A 15,802-nucleotide genomic window follows, 5' to 3' on the forward strand; every position below is an offset into this window, starting at 1 on the left:
GCGGCAGTGCGGCAGTTTCCCCGCCTACCTCCTCAGACGGGATACGCGTGCGTCTGCGTCGCCTTCACCGCCGCCCAGACCTCAGCGCCCGGGTGCAGTTCGAGTTCGGCGGCGGCGACCGTGGTCAGATCCGCGGCGAGCGGAAGGTCTCCCGCGAGGTCGGCGCGGATCTGGTCGCCGTGGGTCTCCAGACCCGCGACCTCGCAGCGCCAGAGGTTGCGGGCGCTGGCGCCGCTCGGGCGGTCGCGGTACAGGGTGACCGCGCTCGGCGGGAACGCCACGAACACCGGGCCGGACAGGACCTCCGTGGTGGTGAGGGAGGGGCCGGCGTCCAGGCGGACGGTGTGGCCGTCGGCCTCGCCCCGGTAGAGGTTCAGGCCGACCAACTGGGCGATGTAGTCCGTACGAGGATGGCGGGCGATCACGGCCGGGACGCCCTCCTGGACGACCCGGCCGTCCTCGACGACGACCAGCCGGTCGGCCAGCACCATGGCATCCAACGGGTCGTGCGTGACCAGGACGGCGACGGCCTCGAACTCGGCCAGATGGCGCCGGAGTTGGGCGCGCACCTCCAGGCGGGTACGGGCGTCCAGCGCGGCCAGCGGCTCGTCCAGGAGCAGCAGCCGGGGGCGGGTGGCCAGGGCGCGGGCCAGGGCGACACGCTGGGCCTGGCCGCCGGACAGCTTGCGCGGCTTGGCACCGGCGTGATCCGCGAGGCCCAGCCGGTCGAGCCACTCGGCGGCCTGCGCTCGGGCCTCCGCCTTGGTCGTGCCCTGGCAGCGCGGCCCGAACGCCACGTTGTCCAGAGCGGTCAGATGGGGGAAGAGCAGATAGTCCTGGAAGACGACGCCGACCGGGCGGGACTCCGGCGGCGTACGCTCCAACGCCGTACCGTCCAGCCGCATATGCCCGCCGGTGAGCGGGGTCAGACCGGCGAGGGCGCGCAGGGCGGTGGTCTTCCCGGCACCGTTCGGGCCGAGCAGGGCGACGACCTCGCCGGGCGCGACGCTCAGCGCCACGTCGAGCCGGAAGGCGCCGCGCTCGACGACGAGGTGGGCGTCGAGCCCGTCCAGGGCCGTGCCGGCGTCACCACCGTGGGCGTCGGTCATCGTGCTGTCATCCAACGGTCGCGCAGGCCCGCCAGCACCGCGACGGACACGGCCAGCAGGACCAGACTGAGGGCGATGGCGGCCTCCGGATCGCTCTGCAGGGCCAGATAGACGGCCAGCGGCATGGTCTGCGTACGGCCGGGGAAGTTGCCCGCGAAGGTGATCGTCGCCCCGAACTCGCCCAGCGCCCGCGCCCAGGCCAGGACCGCGCCGGCCGCGATGCCCGGCGCGATCAGCGGGAGCGTGACCCGGCGGAAGGCGGTGAAGCGGGACGCGCCGAGCGTGGCCGCCGCCTCCTCGAAGCGTGGGTCGGCGGCGCGCAGGGTCCCCTCGACGCTGATGACCAGGAAGGGCATGGCGACGAAGGCCTCCGCGACCACGACCCCCGCCGTGGTGAACGGCAGCGTGATCCCGAACCAGGAGTCCAGCGACCGCCCGACGATGCCGTTGCGGCCGAGTGCCATCAGCAGCGCCACGCCGCCGACCACCGGCGGCAGGACGAGCGGCAGAGTGACCAGGGCCCGTACGAGGCCGCGTCCGGGGAACTCGACGCGGGCCAGCAGCCAGGCCAGCGGCACACCGATGACCAGGCTCACCGCGGTGGCGGCGGTCGCGCAGACCAGGGACAGCCGGAGCGCCTGCCACACCTCGGCGCTGGTCAGCAGTTCGGGCAGACTGCGCCAGGGGGCCCGTACGAGCAGGGCGATCAGCGGCACGATCAGGAACGCCAGGCCGATCAGCGCGGGCACCAGCAGCGGCAGGGGCGCGCCTCGGCCCCGGCCGCCGCCGGTCCGGACACGCCGACGCCGCGACCCGCCTCGGAGGGTGCCGGTCGCGGCGTCGGACTTGTCTCCAGGCAGGGTCACGGCGTGAGGAACCCGGCGCCGGTGAGCACCCGCCGGCCCTCGGCGGACCGCACCAGCTCGATGAACGCCTTGGCGGCCTGGGCGTTCTGCGCGTCCTTGAGCCGGACGATCGGGTAGTCGTTGATGGCGTCGGCGGACTCGGGGAATTCCACGCCCTCCACCTTGTCACCCGCAGCGTGCACATCGGTCTTGTAGACGACGGCGGCGTCGGCCTCCTTCAGCTCGACCTTCGTCAGGGCGGCCTTGACGTCCTGCTCGTAGGAGACGGGCGTGAGCTTCAACTTGCTCGCGTCCAGGGCCTTCTGGGCGGCGGCGCCACAGGGCACCTCCTTGTCGCACAGCACGACCTTCAGACCGGACCTGGTGAGGTCCTCGAGGGAGGCGATCTTGTCGGGGTTGCCCGGCAGCGTCGCGATCTCCAGCTGATTGCGGACGAAGGTGACGGGTGTCCCCGACACGTCCCCGGCGTCCGTGACGATCGCCATCGTCTTGGGGCTGGCCGAGGCGAACACGTCCGCCGGAGCGCCGCCGGTGATGCTCGCGGCGAGGGAATCGCTCCCCCCGAAGCTGAAGGTGACCTTCGTACCCGGATGCGCCTTCTCGAACTCCTTGCCCAGCGTCGTGAAACTCTCCTTCAGCGACGCGGCGGCGAACACGGTCACCGTCCCGGACAGCTCGTCCGACGACGAGCCGGACGCGGAGGAGCCCGAGGCCGCCGACGAGGAGTCGTCGGACGACGAGCAGGCGCTCAGGGCCAGCAGCGCGGCCGCCCCCAGTACGGCCACCCGCATCGGTCGGCGGGTCCGGCGCGCGGTACGGGTCATCACGGGTCCACTCCCTCTGGTCCTGACGGACACGATCGCCTGCGGTCCTGTCGGACAATCCGCATCCCCGATCCGGCGGGTGCGCGTACGCTGATCATACTGCCGCAGATGCGAGCGGAATGGTGCCTGTAGCTTCGCATGAGCTGGCATGCTGATCTGTGTGGACGGCATGTGCGTTCGCATGGGACGGTCGGCCGCCGGTCAGGGAATCCCGTTGCCGGAAGCGATCCAGGTCACTACCTTCGCCCCATGGCGGACGACGAACCCATACGCGCGGCAAGGCTGCTGGATGCTCAGGCGAAGGCCGAACGGCTCTTCACCGAGATCGAGAAGCGCGGGCTGATCGCCCCGGGCGAGGGCGAGCGGGCGGTCAGCGACCGGGTGCGGGACCTGGCGAACGACCTGTTCGGCACGACCCGGCACTGGCACAAGCGGATCGTGCGCTCCGGCCCGAACACCCTGAAGCCCTACCGGGAGAACCCGCCGGACCGGGTGATCACCGCGGACGACATCGTGTTCGCCGACTTCGGCCCGATCTTCGAGGAGTACGAGGCCGACTTCGGCCGCACCTTCGTCCTCGGCGACGACCCGGTCAAGCACCGGCTGCGCGACGACCTGCCCCAGATCTTCGCGGCGGGCCGGCACTTCTTCGACGCCGACCCGGAGATCACGGGCGCACGACTGTACGCCGAGATCGAACGGCTCGCGAAGGAAGCCGGGTGGGAGCTGGGCGGCTGGCACGCCGGGCATCTGGTCGGCGAGTTCCCTCACGAGTGGATCGACGGCGCGGACGTGGAGTCGTACATCACCCCCGCCAACACCACACCGCTGCGCCGCACCGACAAGGCCGGACGCCGCTGCCACTGGATCCTGGAGATCCATCTCATCGACCGGCAAAGGGAGCTCGGCGGCTTCCACGAGGAACTGCTCACGCTCTGACGCCACAGCGACGACCCCACCGACGGATACCCGACGACGTACGCCCGTGACGACCTCCCCGCGATCGACCACTGTCCCGGCGGCCAGACCACCCCGACCCCCGAGGGCATCGACTTCACACCGGGCCGGCTGCTCGGCAGCGTCTCCGGCGAACTCGGTCTGCGCACCGTGAACTGCCCGACGCCGATGTCGTCGTCTCACAGCCGTTCTGGCCCGCCTGGCGCATCGGCCTCGCCGTGCTGTGCCGCCTCGCGCCCTTCGACGTGAAACTCCACTACACCGACCGGCACCGGCTGCCGGCCGACCTTGAGCGCGAGCTGGGGCTGGTCTTCCACACCTCGGCCGCCGAGATGGTCCCGCACTGCGACGTCGTCACGATCAACGCCCCGCTGCACCCGGAGACCGAGGGCCTGTTCGGCGACGAGCTGCCGGCCACGATGAAGCGCGGCGCGTACCTGATCAACACGGCGCGGGCGAAGATCGTCGACGGAGGAACCCTGGCCGGAGCGGGCGCCCACTCCTACTCCGTCGGCGGCTGACCTGCACCGCTCGACAGCCGACGTGCGGACGCCGCACCTAAGAGGACCAACTGCCTCCAGAATCCCAGTATTTCAGTGAAATCCCCGTGCAACCATCCGTACCGCTCGCGGGTCACATCAAGTGGGAGCAAAGCGCTCCCATGGACCCAAGGGGGAAATATGCGAACCATGCGTAATGTCGCGGATGTCGGCGCGTTAACCGTTCTGGCGGTGGGCTCCGCGACCGCGTTCAGCGCGACCGCCTCCGCCGCGCCCAACGTCACCCCGCAGGGTGTCTGCGGCAAGGCCTACAAGACCGTCAACTCGGCGCCCATCGGCTCCTTGGGCACGGTCTACCTGACGTACAACCCCGCGAACGGCGAGAACTGCGTCGCGACCATCCGCAGCAACCCGGGCACGGTCAAGACCATGGGCACGTGGGTCTACGTCCCCGACACCGGCGACTCGGCCGAGGACGTCGGCAACTACACGTCGTACGCGGGTCCGGCCTACGTCTACGGCAAGGGCCACTGCGTCAGCTGGGGCGGCAGCATCAGCAACACGTACGTGACGGTGGAGAACTCCAACTGCGCCTCCCTGAAGGAGCGCCGGGTCACCGAAGTCCGCTGACCCGCACATCACCCCACCGTGCGTTCCCGCGCCGCCGGCAGCGCGGGAACGCACAGGGGCCCCGTATATCGCGTGCGCCGCGACCGGTGGACGTAGCAGACTCCGAGCATGGTCGACATGCGCATGCTCCGGGACGAGCTCACCGGCTGGGCGGGCGGTGGCTCCGGCCGGCCGGCGCGGGAGCTGGCGGAGCATCTGGGCGTGCACACGGCGGTCCTGCTGGAGGGGCTGAGCGACCTCGCCGCCGTCGAGGCGCTCGCCGCACGGCGGGACCGTGACCTGGCCGCCGAGGGGGTGTGCGTGGTGTCGATGGGCGGGGCGATGAGCGTCGGCCGCTACGCGGGGCTCCTCGGGCCGTCCGGTCTCGGCCTGCGCCTGCTCGGCCTGTGCGACGAGCGCGAGAAACCCTTCTTCGACCGTGGCCTCGACCGGGCCTCGGCGCCCCGTCCGAGCGTCTTCGTCTGCGCGGCGGACCTGGAGGACGAGCTCATCCGCGCGCTGGGCCCGGCGCGGGTCGAGCAGATCATCGAGGCCGAGGACGAGCTGCGCCCCTGGCAGACCTTCCTGCGCCAGCCCGCCCAGCACGGCCGGCCCCGGCCCCAGCAGCTGCGGCGCTTCCTCGGCACGAAGAAGGGCCGCAAGATCCGCTACGGCCGCCTCCTGGTCGAAGCCCTCGCCCCCGACGAGGTGCCCGCCCCGCTGGACGACCTCTTCGCCGGCCTGTGACGGCCTGTGACGGCGTGAGCGGCTCCACCCGGCCGGAGACCCGCTCCCTGCCGCCCCGGGCCCCTGACCTGGTGTGACTTCTCCCACCTGCTCTTGCCGGGACGAGGAACGCTTACCTACGTTCGGTCGTATGCCCCACCATGGCCGCGCCCTTCCCGGCGACCCGGACGAACCCGTCGCAGCGAGCGATCCTGCCGCGGACCGTCCCGATGCCGCCCGGACGGTCGACCTGACCGTCGACCTGAGCTCGCACGAAATGCTCCGGCGCGCCCATGTCCTGGAGGCCCTCGGCCCCGACTGGGACCCCGTGACCGCACTGCGCGACGAGGAAGCGGCGTACAAGCTGCTGTACTCCGGCCTCAGCGAGGACCAGCAGCGTGTGTACGACGAACTGGTCGCGGCCGGTGTGCTTCCGGAGGGAGGCGGCGGCCATGCTGCCGCTTGACCCGCAGGCCGACGTCGGGCGCCGCGCCTGGGTGGCCTGCCCGAACTGCGACGACCGGCGCGGGTGCGCCACCTGCGAGCAGGGCCGTACCTGCTCCGAGCACTGGCGCTATCTGCTCTCCAACCTCGGCAGCCTCCTCCATCTGCAGTGCCGGTCGTGCACCCACATCTGGACCCACGAGACCCACTTCGGCGCCACCCGCTCCCCATGGGAACGCATCACCAGCGGCCTGCGACGACAGTGATCGCCCGCGGCGGCCGACCCGGTGACCAGCCGGTGAGGCCGTACGGCGGATCGGCGCCCGCTTTCGGATGACCCGGCCGTCTGTCGCCGGGGAACGCCCGCCCGCCGTGGCCCAGGATCTCGGACGGCGGCCATCGCTGCCTGCCGTTCGTCCGCCCGGAGGCAGCTGTGCACATCCTGCTCCTAGCCAGCGCGTTCAACAGCCTCACCCAGCGCGTCCACGCCGAGCTTCGCGACCGGGGCCACACCGTGGCGGTCGAACTCGCCCTGCCGGACAGCCCGTTGCCGGACGTCGTACGGCGCCACGCACCCCAGCTCGTCATCGCGCCGATGCTGAGGACGGCGATCCCCGAGGAGGTGTGGACGGCGTACACCTGCCTCGTCGTCCACCCGGGGCCCGTCGGCGACCGAGGCCCGTCCTCCCTGGACTGGGCGATCCACGAGGGCGTCGACGACTGGGGCGTCACCGTCCTCCAGGCCGACGCGGAGATGGACGCCGGTGACGTGTGGGCCTCCGTCCCGTGCCGGATTCCCCAGGTGCCCAAGAGCGAGCTCTACCGGGGCGAGATCGCCGACGCCGCCGTCGAGGCCGTTCTGCTCGCGGTGGAGCGCTTCGCCGGAGGCACCCACGTACCGCGCAGGCAGGACCCGGCGAACGAGACCGGCTCCCGGCTGCGCACCCGTCCGTACCTCGACCAGAGCGTCCGGCGGATCGACTGGGCCGAGGACTCCACCCAGGACGTCCTGCGCAAGCTGAGGGCGGCCGACTCGCAGCCCGGCGTGCTGGACGTGCTGCTCGGCGGGGAGTGGTATCTGCACGGCGGTCACCCCGAGAGCGTGCTGCGCGGCCGGCCGGGGGAGCTGCTGGCCACCCGGGCGGGGGCGGTCTGCCGGGCCACCAGGGACGGCGCCGTGTGGATCCCCGAGCTGCGGCCCCGGCGCCTGCCCGGGCAGCCGCCCACGTTCAAGCTGCCGGCCGTGCGGGCACTGGGCGACCGGCTGCCGCCGCTGCCCGAGCACCCCCTGCCCCCGTTGCCCGACGAGGCACGGCAGCGGACCTGGTCGGACATCCGCTACCGGGAGGACGGCGACGCGGGCTTCCTCACCTTCGCCTTCCCTGGCGGCGCCATGAGCACGGACCAGTGCCGACGTCTCCTGGACGCCTACCGGGAGGCGTGCGCGCGGCCCACGTCCGTGCTGGTGCTCGGCGGCGAACGGGACTTCTTCTCCAACGGGATCCACCTCAACGTCATCGAGGCCGCCGCCGACCCCGCCGCCGAGTCCTGGGCGAACATCAACGCCATCGACGACCTGGTCGAGGCGGTCCTGACGACGACGGACCGGCTGGTCGTCGCGGCGGTCCCGGGCAACGCCGCGGCGGGCGGGGTGATGCTCGCCCTCGCGGCCGACGAGGTGTGGTGCCGCTCCGGCGCCGTGCTGAACCCGCACTACCGTCTGATGGGCCTGTACGGCTCGGAGTACTGGACGTACACGCTGCCGCGCAGGGTGGGCACCGCGACCGCCGAACGGCTCCTGAGTGAGGCGCTGCCGGTGAGCTCGGCGGGCGCGCTGCGCCTCGGGCTGGTCGACCGGGTCGTCGACTGCGGTCCCGACGCGTTCGCGGGCGAGGTCGGCGGCCTGGCGGCGCGTCTGGCCTCCCTGCCGGCGACGGCGTCACGGATCACCGCGAAGAAGACCGAACTGGACCGGCTGGAGAGCGCCACCCCGCTGGCCGGCTTCCGCGCCCGGGAGCTGACCCGGATGCGCCGGACCTTCGACGACCCGGACGCCCCGTACCACGCCCTGCGCCGCTCCTTCGTCCACAAGGAACGGCCGCCGCGCACCCCGCCGCACCTCGGCCCGGCTCCGGTTGCGTGAACCCGCCCGATCCGCTTCGGCGCCGGCGTCACCGGAACGGCCCTCGATGGCGTCTCGTCACGGCCGATCAGCTGGTACGAAGAAGAACGATGGTCGAAATGAAGGCTTTCATCCCTAACCTCCCCAGGAGGCGGTCCCATGACTGAGGCGACGCCGGGAACAGTCGACACCGCGCACGCGGACGGCGCGTCCGCCGACGAGACACCCACGATCCACATTCTCTGGATCAACGCGGGGCTCAGCTGCGACGGCGACTCGGTCGCGTTGACGGCGGCCATGCAGCCCAGCATCGAGGAGATCGTGCTCGGTGTGCTGCCGGGCCTTCCGAAGATCGCCGTCCACTGGCCGCTCATCGACTTCGAGTGCGGCCCGGTCGGCGGCTCGGACACGTTCATCGAGTGGTTCTTCAAGGGGGAGCGGGGCGAGATCGACCCGTTCGTGCTGGTCGTCGAGGGCTCCATCCCCAACGAGTCGATCAAGCCCGAGGGCTACTGGTGCGGCTTCGGCGACAACCCCGAGACCGGCCAGCCGATCACCACCAGCGAGTGGATCGACCGGCTCGCCCCCAAGGCCCTCGCGGTCGTCGCCATCGGCACCTGCGCCACGTACGGCGGCATCCACGCCATGGCGGGCAACCCGACCGGCGCGATGGGCGTCCCGGACTATCTCGGCTGGGACTGGAAGTCCCAGGCCGGCATCCCCATCGTGTGCGTCCCGGGCTGTCCGATCCAGCCCGACAACTTCTCCGAGACGCTCACCTATCTGCTCTACCAGGCGGCCGGTTCCGCCCCGATGATCCCGCTGGACGACAAGCTGCGTCCCACCTGGCTGTTCGGCGCCACCGTGCACGAGGGCTGCGACCGGGCGGGCTACTACGAGCAGGGTCAGTTCGCGATGTCGTACGACTCGCCGACCTGCCTGGTCAAGCTCGGCTGCTGGGGCCCGGTCGTGAAGTGCAACGTGCCCAAGCGCGGCTGGATGAACGGCATCGGCGGCTGCCCCAACGTCGGCGGCATCTGCATCGCCTGCACGATGCCCGGCTTCCCCGACAAGTTCATGCCGTTCATGGACGAGCCCCCCGGCGCCAAGCTCTCCAGCAACGCCAGCGGGGCGTACGGCGCGGTGGTCCGCAAGCTGCGGTCGATCACCGCCAGGACCGTGGACAAGGAGCCCAAGTGGCGCCGTACCGGAGAAAAGATCACCACGGGATACCGGCCCCCGTGGTGAGCAGCGGCCGAAGCGGCCGCGCGTAGTCGGCTCCCCGCTTCGCGCACCCCCCACCCCAACCTCCCGCGCAATGACGCAACGAAGGGCACGCACACAGATGGCACCGAAGACGAAGACGGCCGGCGACGGCAGCGGCCTGGTGGAGATGGCCTGGGACCCGATCACCCGGATCGTGGGCTCCCTGGGCATCCACACGAAGATCGACTTCAAGCAGAAGCGGGTCGCCGAGTGCTACAGCACGTCGTCGGTCTTCCGCGGCTACAGCGTCTTCATGCGCGGCAAGGACCCCCGCGACGCCCACTTCATCACCAGCCGCATCTGCGGCATCTGCGGCGACAACCACGCCACCTGCTCGGTGTACGCGCAGAACATGGCGTACGGCGTGAAGCCCCCGCACCTCGGCGAGTGGATCATCAACCTCGGTGAGTCGGCGGAGTACATGTTCGACCACAACATCTTCCAGGAGAACCTGGTCGGGGTCGACTACTGCGAGAAGATGGTCAAGGAGACCAACCCCGGTGTCCTCGAACTCGCCGAACGCACCGAGGCCCCGCACGCCGCCGAGCACGGCTACCGCACCATCGCCGACATCATGCGCTCGCTCAACCCGCTGGAGGGCGACTTCTACCGCGAAGCCCTCCAAGTGAGCCGCTACACACGGGAGATGTTCTGCCTGATGGAGGGCCGCCATGTGCACCCCTCCACCCTCTACCCGGGCGGCGTCGGCACCATCGCCTCCGTACAGCTCTTCACCGACTACATGAGCCGCCTCATGCGGTACGTCGAGTTCATGAAGCGCGTGGTGCCGCTCCACGACGACCTGTTCGACTTCTTCTACGAGGCCCTCCCCGGCTACGAGGAGGTCGGCCGCCGCCGGGTCATGCTCGGCTGCTGGGGCGCGCTCAACGACCCCGAGTACTGCGACTTCACCTACGCCAACATGACCGACTGGGGACGGAAGATGTTCGTCACCCCCGGCATCGTCGTGGACGGCAAGCTCGTCACCAACGACCTCACCGAGATCAACCTCGGCATCCGCATCCTCCTCGGCAGCTCCTACTACGAGGACTGGCAGGGCCAGGAGCAGTTCGTCACCCACGACCCGCTCGGCAACCCGGTGGATCCGCGCCACCCGTGGAACCAGCACACCATCCCGGCCCCGCAGAAGCGGAACTTCGACGACAAGTACAGCTGGGTCATGTCCCCGCGCTGGTTCGACGGCAAGGACCACCTCGCCCTGGACACCGGCGGCGGTCCCATCGCCCGCCTGTGGTCCACCGCCCTGTCCGGCCTCGTCGACATCGGCTACATCAAGGCCACCGGCCACAGCGTGGTCATCAACCTGCCCCGCACCATGACCAAGCCGGAGACCACCTTCGAGTGGAAGATCCCGCAGTGGTCCAACGCCCTGGAACGCAACCGCGCCCGCACCTACTTCCAGGCGTACGCCGCCGCCGTCGCCCTGCACTGCGCGGAGAAGGGCCTCGCGGAGGTCCGCGCCGGACGCACCCAGACCTGGGAGAAGTTCGAGGTCCCGGACGAGGGCATCGGCGTCGGCTTCACCGAGGCCGTACGCGGCGTCCTCTCCCACCACATGGTCATCCGCGACGGCAAGATCGCCAACTACCACCCGTACCCGCCGACCCCCTGGAACGCCAGCACCAGGGACACCTTCGGCACCCCCGGCCCGTACGAGGACGCCGTACAGAACACGCCCATCTTCGAGGAGAACACCCCGGAGAACTTCAAGGGCATCGACATCATGCGTGCCGTCCGCAGCTTCGACCCCTGTCTGCCCTGCGGCGTCCACATGTACGTCGGCGGTGGCAAGACCGTGAAGTCGATGCACGTACCCACCGGCCTGAGCGGACTGGGCGGATGAGCGCCCCGACGACTACGCGCCCCGTCGACGCGCAGCAGACCGGGCGCCGGGTCGAGGAGGTGCTGGAGCGGCTGACCACCAGCGGCGACCCGGCCGCCGCCGCGGCGGCGGAGGAACTCGTCCGCTCCCTCATGGACTTCTACGGCGCCGGTCTGGCCCGCATCCTCCACCTGCTGTCCTCCGCTCCCGGGAAACCGTCGGCGGGACTGCTCGGCGACGAACTGGTCGCCAGCCTGCTCGTCCTGCACGACCTGCACCCCGAGGACCGCGACACCCGCATCGCCCGCGCCCTCGACAGCGTCCGGGAACACACCCTGGACGTCGTGGGCTTCGACGAGGAGAGCGGCACGCTGAAGGTGCGGGCCCGGGAGGCCGGTGGCTGCGGTTGCGGCTCCGGCTCCGGTGCGGGCGCCCGGGAGGCCGCGGAGGCGGCGCTCGCCTGCTTCGCGCCGGAGGTCAGGGCCGTCGACGTACAGACCGCGCCCGCCGGGCCCACGCTGCTCCAGATCAGCACGGCACCGACGGGGGCCCGATGACGGCGTCCCCGGCGACGCGCACGTCCGGCCTGCGGAGGTTCCTCACCGAGAGGCCTCCGCAGCCCGAACGGTGCGAGCTGTGCGCCGTGACGGTGGAGGCGGACCACCGTCATCTCGTCGACACCGACAAACGCGCCCTCGTCTGCGCCTGCGCCCCCTGCGCGCTGCTGATGGAACAACCGGGCGCCGCCGCGGGCCGGTTCCGCACGGTCCCGGCCCGCTACCTCTCCGACCCCGGACATCGCCTCGACGACAGCGCGTGGGAGGCGTTGCAGATCCCGGTCGGCGTCGCCTTCCTCTTCCGCAACGCCGCGCTCGACCGGCTCGTCGCCCTCTACCCGAGCCCGGCCGGAGCCACCGAGAGCGAACTCGAACCGGCCACCTGGGAGGAGGTCCTCGGCGGCAGCCGCCTCGCCGCACTCCTCGAACCCGACGTCGAGGCACTGCTGCTGCGCCGCACAGACGGACGCTGCGAGCCGCACCTCGTACCCATCGACATCTGCTACGAACTCGTCGGCCGTATGCGCCTGTTGTGGCAGGGCTTCGACGGCGGAGCCGAGGCCCGCGCCGCGCTGGACGCGTTCTTCGCGGACGTCGCGCGACGCGCCAGGCCCGTGGACGCGGCGGAAAAGGTGCCGGCGCACGCGCCGGACCGGGCGGTGCGCCCGTGACGGAGTTCTCGTTCGCCTGCACCGGCGTCCGCGCCGACCGGTACGCCGCCGGACCGACGCTCGTCTTCCGGCTGCGCGTCACCGCCGCCGACAACGCGCGCGTGCACGCCATGGCGCTGCGCTGCCAGCTCCGCATCGAACCCGCCCGCCGAGGCTACGAGCCCGCCGAGGCCGACGGGCTCGCGGACCTCTTCGGCGAGCGCTCCCGCTGGGGCAGCACACTCCAGCCGGTGCAGTTCGCCCAGGTCGCGGTCATGGTCCCGAGCTTCACCGGAGAGATCGAGACCGACCTCGTGGTGCCCTGCACCTACGACATGGAGATCGCCGCCACCCGCTACCTCACCGCCCTCACCGACGGCGAGGTTCCCCTGCTGATGCTCTTCTCCGGTACGGCGTTCACCGGCGACGGCGGCTTCCGGATCGAACCCGTCCCCTGGGACCGGGAGGCCACCTTCCGGATGCCGGTCACCGCCTGGCGGGAGATGGTCGAGCAGCACTTCCCCGGCTGCGGCTGGATCCGGCTGCCCCGCGACACCATGGACGCCCTCCTCGCCTACCGCTCCCGGCACGCCCTGCCCTCCTGGGAAGCGACCGTCGAGGCCCTGCTCGACGGCGACGACGCCGCCGACCCGCCCACGAGCGACCCGTTCCGCGCGCTCACCGGCACCACCGGAAGGACCGACCCGTGACCGTCACCGCGTTCGCCGCCGAGACCGAGGAGCGGTTCGCCCTCGCCCGGCAGGTGGCCGACGCCGTCCTCTTCGAGGGCTATGTGCTCTACCCCTACCGTGCCTCGGCGGCCAAGAACCGGCTGCGCTGGCAGTTCGGGGTGCTCGTGCCGCCCGCGTGGGGCGCCGAGTGCGAGGAGCACGACTTCCAGCAAACCGAGTGCCTGATGGAACCGAAGGCGGGCGCGACCCTCGCGGTCGAGGTGCGTTTCTTGCACGCCCGACGGCGCACGGTGCAGCGGGTCCGCCCGGACGGCGGCTTCGACACCGTCGCCGAACTCGACCTCGACGACCGCGTGCTGGTGCCCTGGGACGAGGGGTTCGAGGAACGGGTCGAGGTCATCGCGCCGGTGGACGACCTCCTCGGCGACGGCGTCACCCACCCCTTCCGGGTCCCGGCCCGGGAGGACACCGCACCCGTCCTCGACGCGGCCGGCCGTACCGTCGGCCGACTGCTCCGGCGGTCCGAGGAGATCAGCGGCACGGTCCGGCTGACGGCACGCGAACTCGACGGCCCCTACCGGGCGTTGCGGCTGACCGCCGTCGTCGAGAACACCAGTGACTGGATCCCGCCCGAGGGCCACGGCACCGACCGGGACGCGGCGCTGCCGCACTCCCTGGTGGCCACCCACCTCCTCATGGCCCTCAGCGCCGGATCGTTTCTGTCGATGACCGATCCCCCCGAGTGGGCCAAGGGCGCGGTCGCCGCCTGCCGCAACCTGCACACCTGGCCCGTCCTCGCCGGCGAACCCGGCCGAGCCGACCTCGTACTGTCCTCGCCGATCATCCTGGAGGACCACCCGGCCATCGCCCCGGAGAGCCCCGGCGCGCTCTACGACGCCACCGAGATCGACGAGATCCTCGCCCTGCGCACCGCCGCCCTCACCGACGAGGAGAAACGCGAGGCCCGGGGCACCGACGAACGGGCCGCCGCCGTCATCGACCTGGCCGACTCGATGCCGGCCGAGGTGCTGGAGCGACTGCACGGGGCGGTACGGAGCCTGCGCGAGGTGACCGGCCCGGAACCCGCCGCCCCGGACGCCGGCTTCCCCGACGAGTACGGGGTGCGGCGGCCCGACACACCCTGGTGGGACCCCGCGAGCGACGCGGGCTTCGACCCGACCCAGGACCGAGTCGTCGTGGACGGCCGGTCGGTGGGCAAGGACAGCCGCGTCGAACTGCACCCGGGCCTGCGGCGCACCGACGCGCAGGACATCTTCCTGCGGGGTCGCACCGCGAAGGTCGAGGCGGTGCTGCACGACGTCGACGGCGGGGTGCACCTGGCGGTCACCGTGGACGGTGACCCGGGGGCCGACATCCGCCGCGAGCAGGGCCGGTTCCTGTACTTCCAGCCCGACGAGATCACCCCGCTGGAGGACGACGTATGAACGCCTCCGCGCAGTCGCCCCCCAGGACCCTCGTCGCCGGCATCGGCAACGTCTTCCTCGGCGACGACGGCTTCGGTGTGGAGACCGCGCGTCTGCTCACCGAGCGCGAACTGCCCGGACATGTCGAGGTCGTCGACATCGGGGTGCGCGGGGTGCACCTCGCCTATCAGCTGCTGGACGGCTACGACACCCTCGTCCTCGTCGACGCCACGGCACGCGGCGGAGCCCCCGGCACGCTGTACGTGATCGAACACGACGTCGGCGGCCCGAGCCCGGCACCCGACGCCCCCGCCCTGGACGGCCACCGGATGACCCCCGACACCGTCCTGGCACTGCTGAGCACCCTGTGCGCCGGAACCGGCGCGGAGCCACCGCGCCGCGTCCTGGTCGTCGGATGCGAACCGGCCTCGGTGGACGAGCGCATCGGGCTCAGCGCGCCGGTGTCCGACGCCGTACCGGAGGCGGTCCGGCTGATCGAAGAGCTGCTGCGGAACGGCGAACCGTCCGTGGCGCAGGCCTCAACCGCTGAGGCCTCGACATGAGGAGAGACGGGATGAAGAAGATCGTCATCGGAGGAGCGGCCGTGGCCGCCCTGGTCGCCGTGGTCGCCGAGGTCCTGCCGGACGTCAGGCGCTACCTGAGGATCCGACGGATGTGAACCACGGGCGGCGAGCGGTTGCGTCGAACGGTGTACCTGTCGGCCGGTGACGGCGTGCCGGGCCGGGCGACCCGGGTGCGCGCGCCTCTAATGAACCCCGGCCGGAGGCAGGCGGCGAAAGGACGGAGAGCCCATGCACGAGATGTCCGTCGCGCTGGCCGTCGTCGACCAGGTCGCCGAAGCCGCCGACCGGGCCGGCGCCGTCACCGCGGTGCGCTCGGTACGGCTCCAGGTGGGCGAACTCGCCGGTGTCGTACCGGACTCGCTCGCCTTCTGCTTCGAACTGGCCTGTGCCGGAACCCTGTTGGAGGGCGCCGAACTGGTCACCGAAGCGGTGCCGGGGCGGGCCCGCTGCACCCCCTGCGCCCATGAATGGGCCGTCGGCATGCCGCCCCGGCTGACGTGCCCCGCGTGCGGCGGGACGCGGACCGACCTGCTCGCGGGCCGGGAACTGCAGATCGTCGAGGTGCGCTGGGAGGACGGCGGCCCCGCGCACCCACCCACCCGCGAACCGATCTCCGAGGAGCGCTGAAC

The 15,802-nt window shown here is 71.6% G+C and carries 18 protein-coding genes and 1 pseudogene; 16 read left to right on the forward strand and 3 right to left on the reverse strand.

What is annotated here, in order from left to right; translation table 11 throughout:
• Positions 1 to 32: 32 nt before the first annotated feature.
• Genes ABT147_RS22215 through modA form a run of 3 tightly spaced genes read right to left on the reverse strand, consistent with a single transcriptional unit; the run spans position 33 to position 2,799 of the window.
• Positions 33 to 1,109, reverse strand: a complete 1,077-nt coding sequence (locus ABT147_RS22215; RefSeq protein WP_351408724.1) for an ABC transporter ATP-binding protein — start codon at positions 1,107 to 1,109, stop codon at positions 33 to 35.
• The gene (gene modB / locus ABT147_RS22220; protein WP_351408726.1) at positions 1,106 to 1,975 is read right to left on the reverse strand and encodes a molybdate ABC transporter permease subunit; all 870 of its coding nucleotides are present in this window, start codon (positions 1,973 to 1,975) and stop codon (positions 1,106 to 1,108) included. Before modB ends, ABT147_RS22215 begins: the two co-directional genes overlap by 4 nt.
• The gene (modA, locus tag ABT147_RS22225; RefSeq protein WP_351408729.1) at positions 1,972 to 2,799 is read right to left on the reverse strand and encodes a molybdate ABC transporter substrate-binding protein; all 828 of its coding nucleotides are present in this window, start codon (positions 2,797 to 2,799) and stop codon (positions 1,972 to 1,974) included. The genes modB and modA overlap by 4 nt, the downstream gene beginning before the upstream one ends.
• Before the next feature lie 249 nt (positions 2,800 to 3,048).
• Here modA and ABT147_RS22230 point away from each other — a divergent pair, with 249 nt between their 5' ends.
• The 16 genes and pseudogenes from ABT147_RS22230 to hypA all read left to right on the forward strand — a co-directional run bounded on the left by ABT147_RS22230 (position 3,049) and on the right by hypA (position 15,800).
• Positions 3,049 to 3,738 (forward strand): M24 family metallopeptidase, encoded by a 690-nt coding sequence (locus ABT147_RS22230; RefSeq protein WP_351408731.1) that lies wholly within the window; start codon positions 3,049 to 3,051, stop codon positions 3,736 to 3,738.
• A gap of 9 nt (positions 3,739 to 3,747) precedes the next feature.
• Positions 3,748 to 4,244, forward strand: a pseudogene (locus ABT147_RS22235) (NAD(P)-dependent oxidoreductase); the annotation flags it as partial.
• Positions 4,245 to 4,436: 192 nt separating this feature from the next.
• Positions 4,437 to 4,886 (forward strand): spore-associated protein, encoded by a 450-nt coding sequence (locus tag ABT147_RS22240; protein WP_351408733.1) that lies wholly within the window; start codon positions 4,437 to 4,439, stop codon positions 4,884 to 4,886.
• Positions 4,887 to 4,994: 108 nt separating this feature from the next.
• Positions 4,995 to 5,612 (forward strand): TOPRIM nucleotidyl transferase/hydrolase domain-containing protein, encoded by a 618-nt coding sequence (locus ABT147_RS22245; RefSeq protein ID WP_351408735.1) that lies wholly within the window; start codon positions 4,995 to 4,997, stop codon positions 5,610 to 5,612.
• Between the two features lie 130 nt (positions 5,613 to 5,742).
• Entirely contained in the window at positions 5,743 to 6,057 is a 315-nt protein-coding gene (locus ABT147_RS22250) for a DUF6400 family protein (RefSeq protein ID WP_351408737.1), read from the forward strand.
• Positions 6,044 to 6,301 (forward strand): hypothetical protein, encoded by a 258-nt coding sequence (locus ABT147_RS22255; protein ID WP_351408740.1) that lies wholly within the window; start codon positions 6,044 to 6,046, stop codon positions 6,299 to 6,301. The genes ABT147_RS22250 and ABT147_RS22255 overlap by 14 nt, the downstream gene beginning before the upstream one ends.
• Positions 6,302 to 6,468: 167 nt before the next feature.
• Positions 6,469 to 8,178: a hydrogenase maturation protein gene (locus tag ABT147_RS22260; RefSeq protein ID WP_351408742.1), complete on the forward strand. Its 1,710-nt coding sequence runs from the start codon at positions 6,469 to 6,471 to the stop codon at positions 8,176 to 8,178.
• A 138-nt stretch (positions 8,179 to 8,316) separates the two neighbouring features.
• On the forward strand, positions 8,317 to 9,405 hold the full coding sequence (locus ABT147_RS22265) for an NADH-quinone oxidoreductase subunit B family protein (protein WP_351408744.1): 1,089 nt from the start codon (positions 8,317 to 8,319) through the stop codon (positions 9,403 to 9,405).
• Between the two features lie 97 nt (positions 9,406 to 9,502).
• Positions 9,503 to 11,287: a nickel-dependent hydrogenase large subunit gene (locus ABT147_RS22270; RefSeq protein ID WP_351408746.1), complete on the forward strand. Its 1,785-nt coding sequence runs from the start codon at positions 9,503 to 9,505 to the stop codon at positions 11,285 to 11,287.
• Positions 11,284 to 11,823, forward strand: a complete 540-nt coding sequence (locus ABT147_RS22275) for a NifU-related iron-sulfur-binding protein (protein WP_351408748.1) — start codon at positions 11,284 to 11,286, stop codon at positions 11,821 to 11,823. The genes ABT147_RS22270 and ABT147_RS22275 overlap by 4 nt, the downstream gene beginning before the upstream one ends.
• Complete coding sequence (locus tag ABT147_RS22280) at positions 11,820 to 12,494, forward strand: DUF5947 family protein (protein ID WP_351408750.1); 675 nt, start codon at positions 11,820 to 11,822, stop codon at positions 12,492 to 12,494. Before ABT147_RS22275 ends, ABT147_RS22280 begins: the two co-directional genes overlap by 4 nt.
• Positions 12,491 to 13,183 (forward strand): DUF6084 family protein, encoded by a 693-nt coding sequence (locus ABT147_RS22285; RefSeq protein WP_351408752.1) that lies wholly within the window; start codon positions 12,491 to 12,493, stop codon positions 13,181 to 13,183. The genes ABT147_RS22280 and ABT147_RS22285 overlap by 4 nt, the downstream gene beginning before the upstream one ends.
• A complete protein-coding gene (locus tag ABT147_RS22290; protein WP_351408754.1) occupies positions 13,180 to 14,610 on the forward strand; it encodes a hypothetical protein in 1,431 nt (476 codons plus the stop codon). Before ABT147_RS22285 ends, ABT147_RS22290 begins: the two co-directional genes overlap by 4 nt.
• Positions 14,607 to 15,152 (forward strand): hydrogenase maturation protease, encoded by a 546-nt coding sequence (locus ABT147_RS22295; protein ID WP_351408756.1) that lies wholly within the window; start codon positions 14,607 to 14,609, stop codon positions 15,150 to 15,152. The genes ABT147_RS22290 and ABT147_RS22295 overlap by 4 nt, the downstream gene beginning before the upstream one ends.
• A gap of 11 nt (positions 15,153 to 15,163) precedes the next feature.
• Entirely contained in the window at positions 15,164 to 15,268 is a 105-nt protein-coding gene (locus ABT147_RS47365) for a DUF6893 family small protein (protein ID WP_502983131.1), read from the forward strand.
• Positions 15,269 to 15,401: 133 nt separating this feature from the next.
• Entirely contained in the window at positions 15,402 to 15,800 is a 399-nt protein-coding gene (gene hypA, locus ABT147_RS22300) for a hydrogenase maturation nickel metallochaperone HypA (protein WP_351408758.1), read from the forward strand.
• Positions 15,801 to 15,802: the final 2 nt, after the last annotated feature.

This window comes from Streptomyces sp. NPDC001868 (genome assembly GCF_040297125.1).
GTDB lineage: Bacteria > Actinomycetota > Actinomycetes > Streptomycetales > Streptomycetaceae > Streptomyces.